Source organism: Leclercia sp. W17, from assembly GCF_003336325.1.
In the GTDB taxonomy this organism is placed as follows: Bacteria; Pseudomonadota; Gammaproteobacteria; order Enterobacterales; family Enterobacteriaceae; genus Enterobacter.
In genome coordinates this window covers 3,465,135-3,484,666 of the sequence record NZ_CP031101.1, presented here as the reverse complement: position 1 = coordinate 3,484,666, position 19,532 = coordinate 3,465,135, and the positions used below count along the sequence as shown (strand labels likewise).

The window sequence follows — 19,532 nt, the reverse complement described above, 5'->3', positions numbered from 1 at the left end:
TCCTCGGTGACTTGTAGATGTTACAGACGATAATACTGGAGTGTTATGGCCACCCATCTGGTCTGGTTTCGCGCCGATCTGCGCATCCACGATAACCTTGCGCTTGCCGCCGCCTGCCGCGACAAACATGCCCGCGTCCTGGCGCTTTTCATCGCCACGCCGCAGCAGTGGCATGAGCACGCCATGGCGCCTCGCCAGGCCGCCTTTCTTCATGCTCATCTCAACGATCTGCAACAGCAGCTGGCCGACAGAGGTATTCCGCTGCTCTATGCTCAGGTGGCTGATTTCGCCGCCCAGGGCGAAAAAGTGGCGCAGCTTTGCGCAGAGCATGAGGTCACCCATCTCTTTTATAACTACCAGTACGAACTGAACGAGCAGCAGCGCGATCGCCAGCTGGAGCGCGCGTTGCAGGAGGTGATCTGTCAGGGTTTTGATGACAGCGTGATCCTGCCGCCGGGTAGCGTCATGACCGGCGATCATAAGATGTACAAGGTCTTTACGCCGTTTAAAAATGCCTGGTTGCGGCGGCTGAAAGAGGGGCTGCCTGAGTGCGCGGCGGCACCTGCCGCCCGCGAGGGCGAAAAGGTGACCCCGTCGGCGCTGGATTTCGATTATCCGCAACAACCATTCGATACCGACCTCTTTCCGGCGAGCGAGAGAGAGGCGATTGCCCGTCTGCGTCAGTTCTGCCAACAGGGGGCAGGGGAGTATGAGGCGCAGCGCGATTTTCCGGCTATCGAAGGCACCAGCCGTCTCTCCGCCTGCCTGGCGCTGGGGGTGCTTTCTCCTCGCCAGTGCCTGCACCGCTTGCTGGCCGAGCAACCCCAGGCGCTGGAGGGCGGGCCGGGGGCGGTATGGCTCAACGAGCTTATCTGGCGGGAGTTTTATCGTCATCTGATGACGTATCACCCTGATTTATGTAAATATCGGCCATTCATCCGCTGGACTGATAACGTTGAATGGCAGTCTGACGATGTGCAGCTGAAAGCCTGGCAAGAGGGGCAAACCGGCTATCCGATTGTCGATGCAGCCATGCGTCAGCTGAATGAAACCGGTTGGATGCACAACCGCCTGCGGATGATCACCGCCAGCTTTCTGGTGAAGGATCTGCTTATCGACTGGCGTGCCGGGGAACGTTACTTTATTTCACAGCTGATCGATGGCGACCTGGCCGCTAATAACGGCGGCTGGCAGTGGGCGGCATCAACCGGAACCGACGCCGCCCCCTATTTTCGTATTTTTAACCCGACAACCCAGGGACAGAAGTTTGATTCCGACGGCGTGTTTATCCGCCGCTGGCTGCCGGAGCTGGCCACCGTGCCGGACAAGGCCATCCACGATCCTTGGATCTGGGCGGACAAGCAGGGCGTCACCCTCGCGTATCCCCGCCCGGTTGTCGACCATAAACAGGCGCGCGTTGCCACGCTGGCCGCGTATGAAGCCGCCCGTAAAGCATAGGGAGTCATAATGAAAAACAGTGAACTGGAACGACTGATTAACGACAAACTGAACAGCGCCAGCTTCAGCGACTACGCACCGAATGGCCTGCAGGTGGAAGGGCGCGAAACTATTCAGAAGATTGTTACCGGCGTGACGGCAAGCCAGGCGCTGCTGGATGAAGCGGTACGCCAGAAGGCGGATGCCGTTATCGTTCACCACGGCTATTTCTGGAAGGGGGAATCCCCGGTTATTCGCGGCATGAAGCGCAACCGCCTGAAGACCTTGCTGGAGAACGACATCAACCTCTATGGCTGGCACCTGCCGCTGGATGCGCACCCGGAGCTGGGGAACAACGCCCAGCTGGCGGCGCTGCTCGGTATTAACATCATGGGCGAAATCGAGCCGCTGGTGCCGTGGGGGGAACTCTCCATGCCGGTGCCGGGGCTGGAGCTGGCCTCGTGGATCGAAGCGCGGTTGGGGCGTCGTCCGCTGTGGAGCGGCGATACCGGGCCGGATGAGGTAAAACGCGTCGCCTGGTGTACCGGCGGCGGGCAGAGCTTTATTGACAGCGCGGCGCGTTTTGGCGTCGATGCGTTTATCACCGGCGAAGTCTCTGAGCAAACCATTCACTCCGCCCGCGAGCAGGGGCTGCATTTTTATGCGGCAGGTCACCATGCCACGGAACGCGGCGGCATTCGCGCGCTCAGCGAATGGCTGACAGAAAACACCGACCTGGATGTCACCTTTGTCGATATTCCTAATCCAGCCTGATGAGAGGTATCTAAGTGCAGCGAGCACGTTGTTATCTGCTAGGCGAAACCGCCGTGGTACTGGAACTGGAGCCGCCGGTAACCCTGGCGACGCAAAAACGGATCTGGCGCTTGACCCAGCGACTGGGAGAAATCCCTGAAGTGGTGGAAGCCATTCCGGGGATGAATAACATCACCGTGGTGCTGCGCAATCCCCATTCGGTGGCGCTGGATGCCATCGAACGTCTGCAGCGCTGGTGGGAAGAGAGCGAGGCGCTGGAACCCGATTCCCGCGCTATCGAGATCCCTGTGGTGTACGGTACCGCCGCAGGCCCCGATCTGGGCGAGGTGGCGCGGCACGCGGGTCTGACCGAGAAACAGGTCGTGGAGCTCCATTCCTCCGCGGATTATGTGGTCTGGTTTTTGGGTTTTCAGCCGGGCTTTCCGTATCTGGGCGGGCTGCCTGAGCAACTGGCTACGCCGCGTCGCGCCGAACCCCGGTTGCAGGTGCCGGCGGGCTCGGTGGGGATTGGCGGGTCGCAGACCGGTATTTATCCCTTAGCTACACCCGGAGGCTGGCAGCTGATTGGGCACACCTCTCTGCCGCTGTTCGATCCCGCTCGTGACGAGCCGGTGCTGCTGCGACCGGGCGATACCGTGCGGTTTATCCCGCAGAAGGAGGGGGTATGTTAAAAATTATTCGGGCAGGGCTCTATACCTCGGTGCAGGATGGCGGGCGCATCGGTTTTCGCCAGTCAGGGATCAGTTACTGTGGCGCGCTGGATAAACCGGCCTTGCAGATTGGCAATATACTTGTGGGCAATGACCCGGATGATGCCGCGCTGGAGATCACCCTGGGGCAATGTATCTTCGAATTTGAACAGGATGGCTGGTTTGCCCTGACCGGTGCGGGCTGTGATGCCCGGCTTGACGGGGCCGCGGTCTGGACCGGCTGGCGCCTGCCGGTGAAAGCCGGGCAGCAACTCACGCTCAATCGTCCCCGCCGCGGCATGCGCAGCTATCTGGCGATTGCGGGCGGAATTGATGTGCCGTCGATAATGAACTCCCTCAGCACCGATCTGAAGGTGGGGCTGGGCGGTCACGAAGGGCGGCTGCTGAAAGATGGCGATCGCCTGCAGGTTCGGGCCGGTGGACGCGAATTCCGTGAAGCCCAGGGCGTGAAACAGCTTCTTTGGAGTAACCGCGTGCGGGCCTTGCCGGGACCGGAATACCATGAGTTCGATCAGGCCTCCCAGGATGCGCTCTGGCGCCTGCCCTGGCAGCTCAGCCCACAGAGTAACCGTATGGGCTATCGCCTGCAGGGGCAAAAACTGGCGCGCACCACCGATCGGGAGATGTTGTCGCACGGGCTACTCCCGGGCGTGATTCAGGTGCCGCACAACGGGCAGCCTATCATTCTGATGAACGATGCCCAGACCACCGGGGGCTATCCGCGGATCGCCTGCATCATCGAGGCCGATATGTACCATCTGGCGCAGGCCCCGCTCGGACAACCTATTCACTTTGTCCCCTGCACGCTGGAAGAGGCGCTGGAGGCGCGGCGCATCCAGAAGCAGTACATCGAACAGCTGGCGTGGAGGTTACATGATCGCGGTTGATTTAAATGCAGATTTAGGTGAAGGGTGCGGCAGCGATGCCGCACTGTTAAAGCTGGTGTCGTCAGCCAATATCGCCTGCGGATTCCATGCCGGCGATGCCGAAACCATGCTGGCCTGCGTGCGCGAGGCGCTAAAAAATGGGGTCGCGATTGGGGCGCACCCCAGCTTCCCGGACCGGGAAAACTTTGGCCGAACGGCCATGACCCTGCCGCCGGAGACGGTCTACGCCCAGATGCTCTACCAGATTGGTGCTCTGGCGGCGATCGTTCGTGCCGAAGGCGGGCAGCTGCGTCACGTAAAACCGCACGGCATGCTCTATAACCAGGCGGCAAAAGATCGCGACCTGGCGGATGCGATCGCCCGCGCCGTTTCGACCGTTGACCCGGATCTGATTCTGGTCGGTCTGGCGGGGAGCGAGTTGATCCGCGCGGGAACGCGCTATGGCCTGATCACCCGGGAAGAGGTGTTTGCCGATCGTGGATATCAGGCCGATAGTAGCCTGGTGCCGCGTACCCAGGCCGGGGCGCTGATCGCCGATGAAGATCAGGCCCTGGCGCAAACCCTGGAGATGATCCAGCACGGGCGGGTAAAGAGTATTACCGGTGAATGGGCAACCGTGCACGCGCAGACGGTGTGTATCCACGGTGACGGAGAACACGCGCTGGCCTTTGCCCGTCGCCTGCGCACAGAATTTGAAGCAAACAATATAAAAATCAGTGCATAACGCACAACTGCAAACACCACAACAGGAAAACATCATGCCAGAGACGCTATCCCTCTGGCCACTCATCGGTATCGCGGTGATTGTGGTCGGGTTTCTTTTACGCTTTAACCCGGTGCTGGTGGTCATTGTCGCCGGGATCGTCACCGGCCTGGCGGCGCAAATGCCCATCGCCACTATTCTGGAAAAACTGGGCGAAGGGTTCCTCAATACCCGTAACCTGCCTTATATCCTGCTGATCCCGCTGGCGGTTATTGGTCTGCTGGAGCGCCACGGCCTGAAAGAGCGGGCCCAGGCGTGGATCGCGAAGATCCACAGCGCTACCGCCGGACGGCTTTTGATCGTCTATCTCTTCGTCCGTGAAACGTCGGCAGCAATGGGGCTGACCAGCCTTGGCGGACACCCGCAGATGGTGCGCCCGCTGCTGGCGCCGATGGCGGAAGGGGCGGCGGAGAAAAAGTATGGCGAGCTGCCGGGGGCGGTGCGCTATCGTCTGCGGGCGATGTCGGCAGCCACCGATAACGTCGGGCTCTTCTTTGGCGAAGATATCTTTGTCGCCTTTGGCGCCATCATCTTTATGCATAACTTTATGCTGGAATCCGGCGGGATCCAGACCGAACCGCTGCATATTGCCCTCTGGGGGATCCCGACCGCGCTCTGCGCCTTTGCGATCCACGCGACCCGCCTCTACCGCCTGGATAAGCATCTGGAGCGCGAGCTGGCGAAAGTGCAGGGAGAGGTAAAATGAACTTCCAGCAAAGCTATCTCTACTGGCTGGCAGGCCTGATCCTGCTCATCGTGGCGCTGATGTCATTTCGTGATAAAGCCAACCCGCGACGTATTACCACCGGTCTGTTCTGGGGCATTTACGGCCTGCTGTTCCTGCTGGGGAACTGGACCTACGATCTGGTGGGCGACAAGCGCACCGTCCATATCGCAGTGGGTGTGGCAGTCGTGCTGTTGGCGCTGATTGCTGGTTTCGGCGGGGTGCGCCTGGGGAGTTACCATCAGCGCACGCCAGAAGAGCGTGAGAGCAGCGCGAAGCGTCTGGGCAATCGCCTCTTTTTACCGGCGCTGGCCATTCCGGTGGTGACGGTGGTGGGCGTGCTGATGTTCAACCACATCCCGGGCCTGCAGGAGACGTTGTTCGGGCCGGGTAACCACTCGACCCTGGTGACGCTCTTCTCCATGACCGTCGGCTCGCTGATTGGCCTGGCGATGGCGGTTAAAATGACCCATGAGAAAGTGCATCAGCCTTTGCAGGAGGCGCGCCGTCTGCTCGACTCCATCGGCTGGGCCTTTATTCTGCCGCAGATCCTGGCGACCCTTGGCCTGCTGTTTACCGCCGCCGGCGTGGGGGAGGGGATCTCTTACCTCACCCAGACGTACCTGGCAGTCGACAGCCGGTTTATTGCGGTAGCGGTCTATGCCGTGGGCATGGCGTTGCTGACCATGGTAATGGGTAACGCCTTTGCCGCGTTTCCGATTGTTACCGCCGGGATCGGCATTCCCATTCTGGTGCTGCAACACGGCGGCAACCCGGCGGTGATGGCGGCGATTGGCATGTTCTCCGGCTACTGTGGCACCCTGATGACGCCGATGGCGGCAAACTTTAATATTGTGCCCGCCGCGCTGCTGGAGTTACCCGATAAAAACGCGGTCATTAAAGCGCAGGTCCCCACCGGGGTATTGCTGCTGATCGCTAACGTCTTCCTGCTCTACTTCCTGATGTTCCTGTAAGGAGAAATGATGCGAACCGTATTGATCACCGGCTTTGAGCCGTTTGGCGGCGAAACCGTTAACCCCTCATGGGAGGTGGTAAAGCAGCTTGATGGCGCAATTATTGACGACTGCCGCGTGGTGGCGCGGCAGTTGCCCTGCGTGTTTGGCGAGTCGTTATCGGTGCTGAACGCGGCCATTGACGCGCTACAGCCCTCCGTTGTACTGGCGGTAGGGCAGGCCGGGGGCCGGGTGGATGTCACCGTTGAGCGGGTAGCGATCAACGTTGATGATGCCCGTATCCCGGATAACCATGGCCGACAGCCGGTGGATGTGGCTATCGTTGAGGGCGGCCCGGCGGCCTGGTTCAGCACCCTGCCCATTAAAGCGATGGTGGCGGCGCTGCGTGAATCAGGTATTCCTGCTTCGGTTTCGCAGACGGCGGGGACATTCGTCTGCAACCACGTGATGTATGGCGTGCTGCACAAGCTGGCCGACCGCCCGGAGGTGAAGGGCGGGTTTATCCATATTCCTTACCTGCCCGAGCAGGCGGCGGCGCACCCTGGTGCCCCGAGCATGGCGACGCAAACCGTGAAGCAGGCGCTGGAGATCGCCATTACGGTGGCGCTGCGTCAGGAGGCGGATATTAAAGTGGTGGGCGGCGCGACGCACTAACAAGGAGTCATCATGCCAGAAGGACCAGAGATCCGCCGCGCGGCGGATAGCCTGGAGGCGGCGATAAAAGGCAAACCGCTCACCGACGTGTGGTTTGCTTTCCCTCAATTAAAACCGTTTGAATCCCGGCTTATCGGTGAGACGGTCACGCATCTGGAGACGCGCGGTAAAGCGCTGCTCACTCACTTTTCTAACCAGCTGACGCTCTACAGCCATAACCAGCTGTATGGCGTCTGGCGGGTGGTCGAGACCGGCCAGGAGCCGCAGACCACGCGGGTCCTGCGCGTTAAGTTACAGGCCGCGGATAAAACCATTCTGCTCTACAGCGCCTCGGATATTGAGATGCTGACGGCGGAGCAGCTCACTACCCATCCCTTCCTGCAGCGGGTGGGGCCGGATGTGCTCGATTTACGCCTGACGGCAGAGGAGGTGAAAGCGCGGCTGTTGTCGGCAAAATTCCGCAACCGGCAGTTTTCTGGGCTGCTGCTGGACCAGGCGTTTCTGGCTGGTTTAGGCAACTATCTGCGGGTCGAAATTCTGTGGGAGGTGGGGCTGGCGCCGCAGCATAAAGCGTCACAACTCACCGAAGAACAACTCGACGCGCTGGCGCATGCGCTACTGGCGATCCCGCGTCTGTCGTACAACACCCGCGGGGTGGTGAATGACAAGAAGCATCACGGGGCGTTATTCCGCTTTAAGGTGTTTCATCGGGCGGGGAAAAAGTGCGAGCGGTGCGGCGGGGTGATTGAGAAAACGACGCTCTCTTCCAGACCGTTTTACTGGTGTCCTGCGTGCCAGATGTAAAAAAGCCGGGTGGCGCTAACGCTGACCCGGCCTGCTTAGGCCCGGCAAGCGTAACGCCGCCGGGCATCGCTTTTAGCGATTAGTCACGTCAGACTCGAAATTACGCTGCTCGTAGCCAGTATAGAGCTGACGAGGACGGGCAATTTTCATGCCTTCGGTGTGCATTTCGTTCCAGTGTGCAATCCAGCCCACGGTACGCGCCATCGCGAAGATAACGGTAAACATGGAAGATGGAATGCCCATCGCTTTCAGGATGATACCGGAGTAGAAATCGACGTTCGGGTAGAGTTTCTTCTCGATGAAGTACGGGTCGTTCAGCGCGATGTGTTCCAGCTCCATCGCCACCTGCAGCAGGTCATCTTTGGTGCCCAGCTCTTTCAGCACTTCATGGCAGGTTTCACGCATCACGGTTGCGCGCGGGTCATAGTTTTTGTAAACACGGTGACCGAAGCCCATGAGACGGAAGGAGTCGTTCTTATCCTTCGCACGACGGACGAATTCAGGAATGTGCTCAACGGAGCTGATCTCTTCCAGCATCTTCAGTGCCGCTTCGTTCGCGCCGCCGTGTGCCGGTCCCCACAGGGAGGCAATACCTGCTGCGATACAGGCGAACGGGTTCGCGCCGGAGGAGCCAGCGGTACGTACGGTAGAGGTGGATGCGTTCTGCTCGTGGTCAGCGTGCAGGATCAGGATACGATCCATTGCGCGTTCCAGAACCGGGTTCACTTCGTACTCTTCACACGGCGTGGCGAACATCATACGCAGGAAGTTACCGGCGTAAGAGAGGTCGTTGCGTGGATAAACAAACGGCTGTCCGATGGAGTATTTGTAACACATCGCTGCCATGGTTGGCATTTTGGACAGCAGACGGAACGCGGCGATATCGCGGTGACGCTGGTTATTTACATCCAGGGAGTCATGGTAGAACGCAGCCAGCGCACCGGTGATCCCGCACATTACCGCCATTGGGTGTGAATCGCGACGGAAGGCGTGGAACAGACGGGTAATCTGCTCATGGATCATTGTGTGACGGGTGACGGTGGTTTTGAACTCATCGTACTGTTCCTGAGTCGGCTTTTCGCCGTTCAGCAGGATGTAGCACACTTCCAGATAGTTGGAGTCAGTCGCTAACTGGTCGATGGGGAAACCGCGATGCAACAGGATGCCTTCATCACCGTCGATGTAGGTGATTTTGGACTCGCAAGATGCGGTGGAGGTAAAACCAGGGTCAAAGGTAAACATACCTTTAGAACCAAGACTACGGATATCAATAACATCCTGACCGAGCGTGCCTTTTAGCACATCCAGTTCAATAGCAGCGTCACCATTTAGGGTGATTTTTGCCTTAGTATCAGCCATTTACGGTCTCCTTAGCGCCTTATTGCTTAAGACTGCCCATAACCGGATTTGCATTCAGCTGATTTATCATTGTTACCAGTTTGTTATTTGGCTCGCCGCTCAGCTCACGAGGAGAAACCAGGGTACAGAGCAATGGCGCTAGCAGGTAAACAAATGAGAAACCAGAGAAATAACAGCAAATCAGTGTTTGTTCAGTCCGAATTTTTCAAACCTGTATATCACTAATAACTGTCCTGATAACTTCGGTCAATACCATCACACTGTTACATAACTTATTCTCAGGTGAAAGAGAGACCTCATAACTTTTGCGCATTATATGCCTTTTCTGGTGATGTTTGTAACAATAATGTTTAACATTTGTCAAATCAGATGATTAAAAATTAAAAAGATGTTGTTATCGTGACCCTGATCACTGTTCCAGAGAAAACCCGACAAACTGTATGTAGGTTAATTGTAATGATTTTGTGAACGGCCTATACTGCCGCCAGGTCTCCGGAAAACCCTGCAATCCCGAGCCAACCAGCGTTGTAACGTGTCATTTGAGCATCTGGAAGCAATGTTTTGCATGACGCACAGTTATATAAAAGACACGCTGTCTGACCCGCATCGCAGTCCGGAGGAAGGAAACTATAAGAAGAGCATGTGGGCGTTATTCATGATAAGAAATGTGAAAAAACAAAGACCTGTCAATCTGGATCTCAAAACGATCCGATTCCCCGTAACGGCAATAGCGTCCATCCTTCATCGTGTATCCGGTGTGATCACGTTTGTCGCGGTGGGTATCCTGTTATGGTTACTGGGTACCAGCCTCTCGTCTCCGGAAGGATTCCAGCAGGCCGCCAACATCATGAACGGTTTCTTTGTGAAATTTATCATGTGGGGCATCCTCACCGCGCTGGCCTATCACGTTGTTGGCGGCATCCGCCATATGCTGATGGATGTCGGCTATCTGGAAGAGACCTTCGAAACCGGCAAACGTACCGCTAACATCTCCTTTGTTATCACTGTCGTGCTTTCACTTCTCGCAGGAGTTCTCGTATGGTAAGCAACGCCTCCGCATTAGGACGCAACGGCGTACATGACTTCATTCTGGTCCGTGCTACCGCTATCGTTCTCACCCTCTACATCATCTACATGATCGGTTTCTTTGCCACCAGCGGCGATCTGACCTGGGAAATCTGGACTGGCTTCTTCGGGTCTGCCTTTACCAAAGTGTTTACCCTGCTGGCGCTCTTCTCCATTCTGATCCACGCGTGGATTGGCATGTGGCAGGTACTGACCGACTACGTTAAATCAATGGCGATTCGTCTCGCGCTGCAGCTGGCTATTGTCGTTGCACTGGTGGTTTACGTTATTTATGGATTTGTTGTGGTGTGGGGTGTGTGATGAAACTTCCAGTCAGAGAATTTGACGCTGTAGTGATTGGCGCCGGCGGCGCAGGTATGCGCGCGGCGCTGCAAATTTCCCAGAGCGGCCAGACCTGTGCGCTGCTCTCTAAAGTGTTCCCGACCCGTTCCCATACCGTATCTGCGCAGGGTGGCATCACCGTTGCGCTCGGTAATACCCATGATGATAACTGGGAATGGCATATGTACGACACGGTGAAAGGGTCCGACTATATCGGTGACCAGGACGCCATTGAATATATGTGTAAAACCGGCCCGGAAGCGATTCTGGAGCTTGACCACATGGGTCTGCCTTTCTCCCGCCTGGAGAACGGCACCATCTATCAACGTCCGTTTGGCGGCCAGTCGAAGAACTTCGGCGGCGAGCAGGCGGCACGTACAGCGGCGGCTGCCGACCGTACCGGTCACGCGCTGCTGCATACTCTGTATCAGCAGAACCTGAAGAACAAAACCACCATCTTCTCCGAGTGGTATGCGCTGGATCTGGTGAAAAACGAAGATGGCGCTATCGTCGGTTGCACCGCGCTGTGCATCGAAACCGGTGAAGTAGTCTACTTCAAAGCCCGTGCCACCGTGCTGGCGACCGGCGGCGCAGGCCGTATCTATCAGTCCACTACGAACGCCCATATCAACACCGGTGACGGCGTCGGTATGGCTATCCGCGCTGGCGTGCCGGTGCAGGATATGGAGATGTGGCAGTTCCACCCAACCGGTATCGCCGGTGCGGGCGTGCTGGTAACAGAAGGCTGCCGCGGTGAAGGTGGTTATCTGCTGAACAAACATGGCGAGCGCTTCATGGAGCGTTATGCCCCGAATGCGAAAGACCTGGCGGGTCGTGACGTGGTGGCGCGTTCCATCATGATCGAAATCCGTGAAGGCCGCGGCTGTGACGGCCCGTGGGGCCCACACGCCAAGCTGAAACTTGACCATCTGGGTAAAGAGGTTCTGGAATCCCGTCTGCCGGGCATCCTCGAACTCTCCCGTACCTTCGCTCACGTCGACCCGGTTAAAGAGCCGATCCCGGTAATCCCAACCTGCCACTACATGATGGGCGGTATTCCGACCAAAGTGACCGGCCAGGCGCTGACCGTGAACGAGCAGGGCGAAGATGTGGTGATCCCGGGCCTGTTTGCGGTAGGCGAAATTGCCTGCGTATCCGTACACGGCGCCAACCGTCTGGGCGGCAACTCCCTGCTCGACCTGGTGGTGTTTGGTCGTGCGGTGGGCCTGCATCTGCAGGAGTCTATTGCCGAGCAGGGGCCACTGCGTGATGCCACCGAAGCAAATATTGAAGCCTCTCTGGAGCGTCTCAACCGCTGGAACGGCAACCGTAACGGCGAAGATCCGGTGGAAATCCGTAAAGCGCTGCAGGAGTGCATGCAGCACAACTTCTCGGTATTCCGTGAAGGTGACGCGATGGCCAAAGGTCTTGAGCAGCTGAAAGCGATCCGCGAGCGTCTGAAAAATGCCCGTCTGGACGACACCTCCAGCGAGTTCAACACCCAGCGCGTTGAGTGCCTGGAGCTGGATAACCTGATGGAAACCGCATACGCAACGGCGGTCTCTGCAAACTTCCGTACCGAGAGCCGTGGCGCCCATAGCCGCTTCGACTTCCCGGATCGTGATGATGAAAACTGGCTGTGCCACTCCCTGTATCTGCCAGAGACGGAATCCATGACGCGACGCAGCGTCAATATGGAACCGAAACTGCGTCCGGCGTTCCCGCCGAAGATTCGTACTTACTAATGCGGAGACAGGACAATGAAACTCGAATTTTCAGTTTATCGTTATAACCCTGATGTTGATGACGCTCCGCGTATGCAGGATTACACCCTGGAAGCGGAAGAAGGCCGTGACATGATGCTGCTGGACGCCTTAATGCAGCTGAAAGAAAAGGATCCGACACTGTCATTCCGTCGTTCCTGCCGTGAAGGGGTATGTGGCTCCGACGGTCTGAACATGAATGGCAAGAACGGTCTGGCCTGTATCACGCCAATCTCGGCGCTTAACCGTCCGGGACAGAAGATTGTCATCCGCCCTCTGCCAGGACTGCCGGTCGTGCGCGATTTGGTGGTGGACATGGGGCAATTCTATGCACAATATGAGAAAATTAAGCCTTACTTATTGAATAATGGGCAAAATCCACCCGCTCGCGAGCATTTACAGTCGCCAGAGCAGCGTGAAAAACTCGATGGCCTGTATGAGTGTATCCTCTGTGCATGTTGTTCGACCTCTTGCCCGTCGTTCTGGTGGAACCCGGACAAGTTTATCGGCCCGGCTGGCCTGTTGGCAGCGTACCGCTTCCTGATTGACAGCCGCGATACCGAAACCGACAACCGCCTGGAAGGGCTGAGTGATGCTTTCAGCGTATTCCGCTGCCACAGCATCATGAACTGCGTCAGTGTATGTCCTAAGGGGCTGAACCCGACGCGTGCTATCGGCCACATTAAGTCGATGTTGTTGCAGCGCAGTGCGTAAATAACAACGCCGGATGGCGCTGCGCTTATCCGGCCTACGATTTTGTAGGCCCGGTCAGCGTAGCGCCACCGGGCAATTTGCAGAAACCTTTAAAAACTGCCAGTTAAGTAAATAATCGAGACGTTCAGCGCGAGACAAGGCGCGGTTGAACGAATCCCCTGGAGCATAGTGAACTATGTGACTGGGGTGAGTGAAAGCCGCAACGCAGTCGCAGCCGGAACGACGAAGATTATTTAGACAGTTTCTAAAGGTTCCTTCGCGGGCCAAAGTAAAAGAGCTCGCAGGTGAACCCCGGCACGTACACGTGGTGTGCGTGGTAGTTTCTACGGCGAAAGTAAGCATAAAAATGCTTAAGGGATCACGATGCAGAACGGCGCAATGAAAGCCTGGCTGGACTCTTCATTCCTCTCTGGTGCAAACCAAAGCTGGATTGAACAGCTCTATGAAGACTTCTTAACCGACCCTGACTCAGTGGACGCTAACTGGCGTTCCATGTTCCAGGAGTTACCTGGAACGGGTGTCAAACCGGATCAATTTCATTCCAAAACACGTGATTATTTCCGTCGTCTGGCGAAGGATGCCTCACGTTACTCTTCCGCTATCTCCGACCCTGACACCAATGCGAAGCAGGTTAAAGTCCTGCAGCTGATTAACGCCTACCGCTTCCGCGGCCACCAGCACGCAAATCTGGATCCGCTGGGACTGTGGAAGCAGGAGCGCGTGGCTGATTTAGATCCGGCATATCACGATCTGACCGAAGCGGATTTCCAGGAAACCTTCAACGTTGGCTCTTTCGCTATCGGCAAAGACACCATGAAGCTGGGCGATCTGCTGGAAGCGCTGAAGCAGACCTACTGCGGCTCCATCGGTGCAGAGTATATGCACATCACCTCTACCGAAGAGAAACGCTGGATCCAGCAGCGTATCGAATCCGTTGCCGGTAAATCCACCTTCAATGCCGACGAGAAAAAGCGTTTCCTGAACGAACTGACCGCAGCCGAAGGGCTGGAGCGTTATCTCGGTGCGAAATTCCCGGGCGCAAAACGCTTCTCGCTGGAAGGCGGCGATGCGCTGGTGCCGATGCTGAAAGAGCTGATCCGCCACGCGGGCAACAGCGGTACCCGCGAAGTGGTACTGGGCATGGCGCACCGTGGTCGTCTGAACGTGCTGATCAACGTGCTGGGTAAAAAGCCGCAGGATCTGTTCGACGAATTCGCGGGCAAACATAAAGAACACCTCGGTACCGGTGACGTGAAGTACCACATGGGCTTCTCATCGGATATCGAAACCCAGGGCGGCCTGGTTCACATGGCGCTGGCGTTTAACCCGTCGCACCTTGAGATCGTCAGCCCAGTGGTTATTGGCTCCGTGCGCGCCCGTCTGGATCGTCTGGACGAGCCAAGCAGCAACAAAGTTCTGCCAATCACCATCCACGGCGATGCGGCAGTCACCGGGCAGGGCGTGGTTCAGGAGACCCTGAACATGTCGAAAGCGCGGGGTTACGAAGTGGGCGGTACCGTTCGCATCGTCATCAACAACCAGGTGGGCTTCACCACCTCTAACCCGCTGGATGCACGTTCCACCCCATACTGCACCGACATCGGTAAGATGGTTCAGGCACCAATTTTCCACGTGAACGCCGATGACCCGGAAGCGGTCGCGTTCGTGACCCGCCTGGCGCTGGATTTCCGTAACACCTTTAAGCGCGATGTGTTCATCGACCTCTTCTGCTATCGCCGTCATGGCCATAACGAAGCGGACGAGCCGAGTGCAACCCAGCCGCTGATGTACCAGAAAATCAAAAAGCATCCGACCCCGCGTAAAATCTATGCTGACAAGCTGGAAGCGGAGAAGGTTGTCACCCTGGAAGATGCCACCGAGATGGTCAACCTCTACCGCGACGCGCTGGATGCCGGCGAATGCGTGGTGAAAGAGTTGCGTCCGATGAACATGCACTCCTTTACCTGGTCGCCATACCTCAACCACGAGTGGGATGAGAGCTACCCGAACAAGGTGGAGATGAAGCGTCTGCAGGAGCTGGCAAAACGCATCAGCACCGTACCTGAAGCGATCGAGATGCAGTCCCGCGTGCAGAAGATTTATGCTGACCGTCAGGCAATGGCCTCAGGCGAGAAGCTCTTTGACTGGGGCGGAGCAGAGAACCTGGCGTATGCCACTCTGGTTGATGAAGGTATTCCGGTCCGTCTGTCTGGTGAAGATGCGGGCCGCGGCACCTTCTTCCACCGTCATGCGGTGATCCATAACCAGACCAACGGTTCAACCTACACCCCGCTGCAGCACGTGCACAATGGCCAGGGCCAGTTTAAGGTCTGGGACTCCGTGCTCTCTGAAGAAGCGGTGCTGGCATTCGAATACGGTTACGCCACCGCAGAACCACGCACCCTGACCATCTGGGAAGCGCAGTTCGGCGACTTCGCCAACGGTGCGCAGGTGGTTATCGACCAGTTCATCTCTTCCGGCGAGCAGAAGTGGGGCCGTATGTGTGGCCTGGTGATGCTGCTGCCGCACGGCTACGAAGGCCAGGGCCCGGAGCACTCCTCCGCACGTCTGGAGCGTTATCTGCAGCTTTGCGCCGAGCAGAACATGCAGGTCTGCGTACCGTCTACCCCGGCACAGGTTTATCACATGCTGCGTCGTCAGGCGCTGCGCGGGATGCGCCGCCCGCTGGTGGTGATGTCGCCGAAATCGCTGCTGCGTCACCCGCTGGCGGTCTCCAGCCTGGAAGAGCTGGCAAACGGCACCTTCCTGCCGGCCATCGGTGAAATTGACGAACTGGATCCGCAGGGCGTTAAGCGTGTCGTGATGTGTTCTGGTAAGGTTTATTACGACCTGCTGGAACAGCGCCGTAAGAACGATCAGAAAGATGTCGCCATCGTGCGTATCGAACAGCTTTATCCGTTCCCGCATCAGGCGATGCAGGAAGTGCTGAAACAGTACGCTCACGTACATGATTTTGTCTGGTGCCAGGAAGAGCCGCTCAACCAGGGCGCATGGTACTGCAGCCAGCATCATTTCCGTGAAGTGATTCCATTTGGGTCTGCTCTGCGTTATGCAGGTCGCCCGGCCTCCGCCTCTCCGGCGGTAGGGTATATGTCCGTTCACCAGAAGCAGCAACAAGATCTGGTCAATGACGCGCTGAACGTCGATTAATTAAAGGATACATAATGAGTAGCGTAGATATTCTTGTTCCCGACCTGCCTGAGTCCGTAGCAGATGCAACCGTCGCCACCTGGCACAAAAAACCAGGCGACGCGGTAACCCGCGACGAAGTGCTGGTAGAAATCGAAACTGACAAAGTGGTACTGGAAGTACCGGCTTCAGCGGATGGCATTCTGGATGCAGTCCTGGAAGATGAAGGTACGACGGTGACCTCTCGCCAGATCCTTGGTCGCCTGCGTGAAGGCAACAGCGCGGGCAAAGAGTCCAGCGCTAAGTCTGAAGAGAAAGCCTCTACGCCGGCCCAGCGCCAGCAGGCTTCTCTGGAAGAGCAGAGCAACGACGCGCTGAGCCCGGCGATCCGTCGCCTGCTGGCTGAGCACAGCCTCGACCCGGCGGCCATTAAGGGCACCGGCGTTGGCGGTCGCCTGACCCGCGAAGATATCGACAAACACCTGGCGAAAGCGCCGTCTGAAGCGAAAGCAGAAGCCAAAGCGCCTGAAGCTGCACCAGCAGCACAGCCTGCTCTGGGCGCACGCAGCGAAAAACGCGTGCCGATGACCCGCCTGCGTAAGCGTGTGGCCGAGCGTCTGCTGGAAGCGAAAAACTCCACCGCGATGCTGACCACCTTCAACGAAGTGAACATGAAGCCAATCATGGACCTGCGTAAGCAGTACGGTGACGCCTTTGAAAAACGTCACGGTATCCGTCTGGGCTTTATGTCCTTCTACGTGAAAGCGGTTGTTGAAGCGCTGAAACGCTACCCGGAAGTGAACGCATCTATCGATGGCGATGATGTGGTTTATCACAACTACTTCGACGTGAGCATGGCCGTTTCTACCCCGCGCGGCCTGGTGACCCCGGTTCTGCGTGATGTGGATACCCTGGGCATGGCTGACATCGAGAAGAAAATTAAAGAGCTGGCAGTGAAAGGCCGTGACGGCAAGCTGACCGTAGACGACCTGACTGGCGGTAACTTCACCATTACCAACGGCGGCGTATTCGGTTCGCTGATGTCTACCCCGATCATCAACCCACCGCAGAGCGCGATCCTTGGCATGCACGCCATTAAAGACCGCCCGATGGCGGTAGACGGTAAAGTGGAGATCCTGCCAATGATGTATCTGGCGCTCTCCTACGATCACCGTCTGATCGATGGCCGCGAGTCCGTGGGCTTCCTGGTGGCGATTAAAGAGCTGCTGGAAGATCCGACCCGTCTGCTGCTGGACGTCTAGTTTTTCGCGGTACTGCCCGGCGGCAACTGGTCTGCCGGGCCTACAAAAGCATGACCTAACGATTACCCTGAAGGATGGATAGAACACATGAACTTACATGAATATCAGGCAAAACAGCTGTTTGCCCGGTATGGCTTACCGGCTCCGGTGGGTTATGCCTGCAATACCCCTCGTGAAGCAGAAGAAGCCGCCTCTAAAATCGGTGCGGGTCCATGGGTAGTGAAATGTCAGGTTCACGCTGGCGGCCGCGGTAAAGCGGGCGGTGTGAAAGTCGTTAACAGTAAAGAAGAGATCCGCGCTTTTGCGGAGCACTGGCTCGGCAAACGTCTGGTGACCTACCAGACAGACGCAGGCGGCCAGCCGGTTAACCAGATCCTGGTTGAAGCGGCAACCGATATTGCTAAAGAACTCTACCTCGGCGCCGTCGTAGACCGTAGCTCCCGTCGCGTGGTGTTCATGGCCTCTACCGAAGGCGGCGTGGAAATCGAAAAAGTGGCGGAAGAGACGCCGCATCTGATCCACAAAGTCGCTATCGATCCGCTGGCAGGCCCAATGCCTTACCAGGGTCGCGAGCTGGCATTCAAACTGGGTCTGGAAGGCAAACTGGTGCAGCAATTCACCAAGATCTTCATGGGCCTGGCAACTATCTTCCTGGAGCGCGATCTGGCGCTGATCGAAATCAACCCGCTGGTGATCACCAAGCAGGGCGATCTGATCTGCCTCGATGGCAAACTGGGCGCTGACGGCAACGCGCTGTTCCGCCAGGCTGACCTGCGCGAAATGCGCGACCAGTCTCAGGAAGATCCACGTGAAGCGCAGGCTGCACAGTGGGAACTGAACTACGTGGCACTCGATGGCAACATCGGTTGCATGGTTAACGGTGCGGGCCTGGCAATGGGCACCATGGACATCGTTAAGCTGCACGGCGGCGAGCCGGCAAACTTCCTGGATGTGGGCGGCGGCGCAACCAAAGAGCGCGTGACCGAAGCATTCAAAATTATTCTCTCCGATGACAACGTGAAAGCCGTTCTGGTTAACATCTTCGGCGGTATCGTACGTTGCGACCTGATCGCTGACGGTATCATCGGCGCGGTAGAAGAAGTGAGCGTGAACGTCCCGGTTGTCGTTCGTCTGGAAGGTAACAACGCTGAACTCGGCGCGAAAAAACTGGCTGACAGCGGCCTGAATATTATTGCAGCGAAAAGTCTGACGGATGCAGCTCAGCAGGTTGTTGCCGCAGTGGAGGGGAAATAATGTCCGTTTTAATTAATAAAGATACCAAGGTTATCTGCCAGGGCTTCACCGGTAGCCAGGGTTCATTCCACTCTGAGCAGGCGATTGCCTACGGTACGCAGATGGTTGGCGGCGTAACGCCAGGTAAAGGCGGCACCACCCATCTGGGCCTGCCGGTGTTCAACACCGTCCGTGAAGCGGTAGAAGCGACTGGCGCAACTGCCACCGTAATCTACGTTCCGGCGCCGTTCTGCAAAGACTCCATTCTGGAAGCGATCGACGCAGGCATCAAACTGATTATCACCATCACCGAAGGTATCCCGACCCTGGATATGCTGACCGTGAAGGTGAAGCTGGACGAAGCGGGCGTGCGCATGATCGGGCCAAACTGCCCGGGCGTGATCACCCCAGGTGAATGCAAAATCGGCATCATGCCGGGTCACATTCACAAGCCAGGTAAAGTGGGCATCGTTTCCCGCTCTGGTACCCTGACCTATGAAGCGGTTAAGCAGACCACCGACTACGGTTTCGGCCAGTCCACCTGCGTGGGCATCGGCGGCGACCCGATCCCGGGCTCTAACTTCATCGACATCCTGAAGCTGTTCCAGGAAGACCCGCAGACTGAAGCGATTGTGATGATCGGTGAAATCGGCGGTAGCGCGGAAGAAGAAGCGGCTGCTTACATCAAAGATCACGTGACCAAGCCAGTTGTTGGCTACATCGCGGGTGTGACCGCGCCGAAAGGCAAGCGTATGGGCCACGCAGGCGCCATCATCGCGGGCGGCAAAGGCACTGCGGATGAGAAATTCGCCGCGCTGGAAGCCGCAGGCGTGAAAACCGTGCGCAGCCTGGCTGACATCGGTGAAGCACTGAAATCCATCATTAAGTAAATCCTCTCTGCTCCCCGTGCGGGGAGC

18 protein-coding genes are annotated in these 19,532 nt (G+C 57.4%); 17 read left to right on the top strand and 1 reads right to left on the bottom strand.

Annotation, left to right across the window (positions count from 1 at the left end; translation table 11 throughout):
• Positions 1-45 precede the first annotated feature (45 nt).
• The 9 genes from phrB to nei are packed head-to-tail and all read left to right on the top strand — an operon-like array spanning position 46 to position 7,727.
• Positions 46-1,458 carry a deoxyribodipyrimidine photo-lyase gene (gene phrB, locus DVA44_RS17290; protein ID WP_114387651.1) on the top strand — a complete coding sequence of 471 codons (1,413 nt, stop codon included), beginning with the start codon at positions 46-48 and terminating at the stop codon, positions 1,456-1,458.
• A gap of 9 nt (positions 1,459-1,467) precedes the next feature.
• Positions 1,468-2,211 (top strand): type 2 GTP cyclohydrolase I, encoded by a 744-nt coding sequence (locus DVA44_RS17285; RefSeq protein ID WP_103823567.1) that lies wholly within the window; start codon positions 1,468-1,470, stop codon positions 2,209-2,211.
• A gap of 14 nt (positions 2,212-2,225) precedes the next feature.
• Positions 2,226-2,882 (top strand): 5-oxoprolinase subunit PxpB, encoded by a 657-nt coding sequence (pxpB, locus tag DVA44_RS17280; protein WP_103823566.1) that lies wholly within the window; start codon positions 2,226-2,228, stop codon positions 2,880-2,882.
• Positions 2,876-3,808, top strand: a complete 933-nt coding sequence (gene pxpC, locus DVA44_RS17275) for a 5-oxoprolinase subunit PxpC (protein WP_114387650.1) — start codon at positions 2,876-2,878, stop codon at positions 3,806-3,808. Before pxpB ends, pxpC begins: the two co-directional genes overlap by 7 nt.
• Positions 3,798-4,532 carry a 5-oxoprolinase subunit PxpA gene (gene pxpA, locus DVA44_RS17270; protein WP_114388444.1) on the top strand — a complete coding sequence of 245 codons (735 nt, stop codon included), beginning with the start codon at positions 3,798-3,800 and terminating at the stop codon, positions 4,530-4,532. The genes pxpC and pxpA overlap by 11 nt, the downstream gene beginning before the upstream one ends.
• 34 nt (positions 4,533-4,566) lie before the next feature.
• Entirely contained in the window at positions 4,567-5,277 is a 711-nt protein-coding gene (locus DVA44_RS17265) for a DUF969 domain-containing protein (RefSeq protein ID WP_114315604.1), read from the top strand.
• A complete protein-coding gene (locus DVA44_RS17260) occupies positions 5,274-6,269 on the top strand; it encodes a DUF979 domain-containing protein (RefSeq protein ID WP_114387649.1) in 996 nt (331 codons plus the stop codon). Before DVA44_RS17265 ends, DVA44_RS17260 begins: the two co-directional genes overlap by 4 nt.
• Positions 6,270-6,278: 9 nt before the next feature.
• A complete protein-coding gene (gene pcp, locus DVA44_RS17255) occupies positions 6,279-6,923 on the top strand; it encodes a pyroglutamyl-peptidase I (protein WP_114387648.1) in 645 nt (214 codons plus the stop codon).
• A 12-nt stretch (positions 6,924-6,935) separates the two neighbouring features.
• A complete protein-coding gene (gene nei / locus DVA44_RS17250) occupies positions 6,936-7,727 on the top strand; it encodes an endonuclease VIII (protein WP_114387647.1) in 792 nt (263 codons plus the stop codon).
• A gap of 72 nt (positions 7,728-7,799) precedes the next feature.
• On the opposite strand, the gene DVA44_RS17245 is transcribed toward nei, so the two are convergent.
• A complete protein-coding gene (locus DVA44_RS17245; protein WP_103823560.1) occupies positions 7,800-9,086 on the bottom strand; it encodes a citrate synthase in 1,287 nt (428 codons plus the stop codon).
• A 640-nt stretch (positions 9,087-9,726) separates the two neighbouring features.
• Between DVA44_RS17245 and sdhC the strand changes: the two genes are divergently transcribed.
• From sdhC to sucD, 8 genes are all read left to right on the top strand, one after another.
• Positions 9,727-10,131: a succinate dehydrogenase cytochrome b556 subunit gene (gene sdhC / locus DVA44_RS17235; protein WP_168194524.1), complete on the top strand. Its 405-nt coding sequence runs from the start codon at positions 9,727-9,729 to the stop codon at positions 10,129-10,131.
• A complete protein-coding gene (sdhD, locus tag DVA44_RS17230) occupies positions 10,125-10,472 on the top strand; it encodes a succinate dehydrogenase membrane anchor subunit (protein WP_103178717.1) in 348 nt (115 codons plus the stop codon). The genes sdhC and sdhD overlap by 7 nt, the downstream gene beginning before the upstream one ends.
• The gene (gene sdhA, locus DVA44_RS17225; RefSeq protein ID WP_103178718.1) at positions 10,472-12,238 is read left to right on the top strand and encodes a succinate dehydrogenase flavoprotein subunit; all 1,767 of its coding nucleotides are present in this window, start codon (positions 10,472-10,474) and stop codon (positions 12,236-12,238) included. Before sdhD ends, sdhA begins: the two co-directional genes overlap by 1 nt.
• A gap of 15 nt (positions 12,239-12,253) precedes the next feature.
• Complete coding sequence (gene sdhB / locus DVA44_RS17220; RefSeq protein ID WP_103178719.1) at positions 12,254-12,970, top strand: succinate dehydrogenase iron-sulfur subunit SdhB; 717 nt, start codon at positions 12,254-12,256, stop codon at positions 12,968-12,970.
• A gap of 363 nt (positions 12,971-13,333) precedes the next feature.
• Positions 13,334-16,141, top strand: a complete 2,808-nt coding sequence (sucA, locus tag DVA44_RS17210) for a 2-oxoglutarate dehydrogenase E1 component (RefSeq protein WP_103823558.1) — start codon at positions 13,334-13,336, stop codon at positions 16,139-16,141.
• A 14-nt stretch (positions 16,142-16,155) separates the two neighbouring features.
• Complete coding sequence (gene odhB / locus DVA44_RS17205) at positions 16,156-17,382, top strand: 2-oxoglutarate dehydrogenase complex dihydrolipoyllysine-residue succinyltransferase (protein WP_103178721.1); 1,227 nt, start codon at positions 16,156-16,158, stop codon at positions 17,380-17,382.
• Between the two features lie 87 nt (positions 17,383-17,469).
• Entirely contained in the window at positions 17,470-18,636 is a 1,167-nt protein-coding gene (gene sucC / locus DVA44_RS17200; protein WP_114387646.1) for an ADP-forming succinate--CoA ligase subunit beta, read from the top strand.
• Positions 18,636-19,505: a succinate--CoA ligase subunit alpha gene (gene sucD, locus DVA44_RS17195; RefSeq protein WP_032617085.1), complete on the top strand. Its 870-nt coding sequence runs from the start codon at positions 18,636-18,638 to the stop codon at positions 19,503-19,505. The genes sucC and sucD overlap by 1 nt, the downstream gene beginning before the upstream one ends.
• The last annotated feature ends 27 nt before the right edge of the window (positions 19,506-19,532 follow it).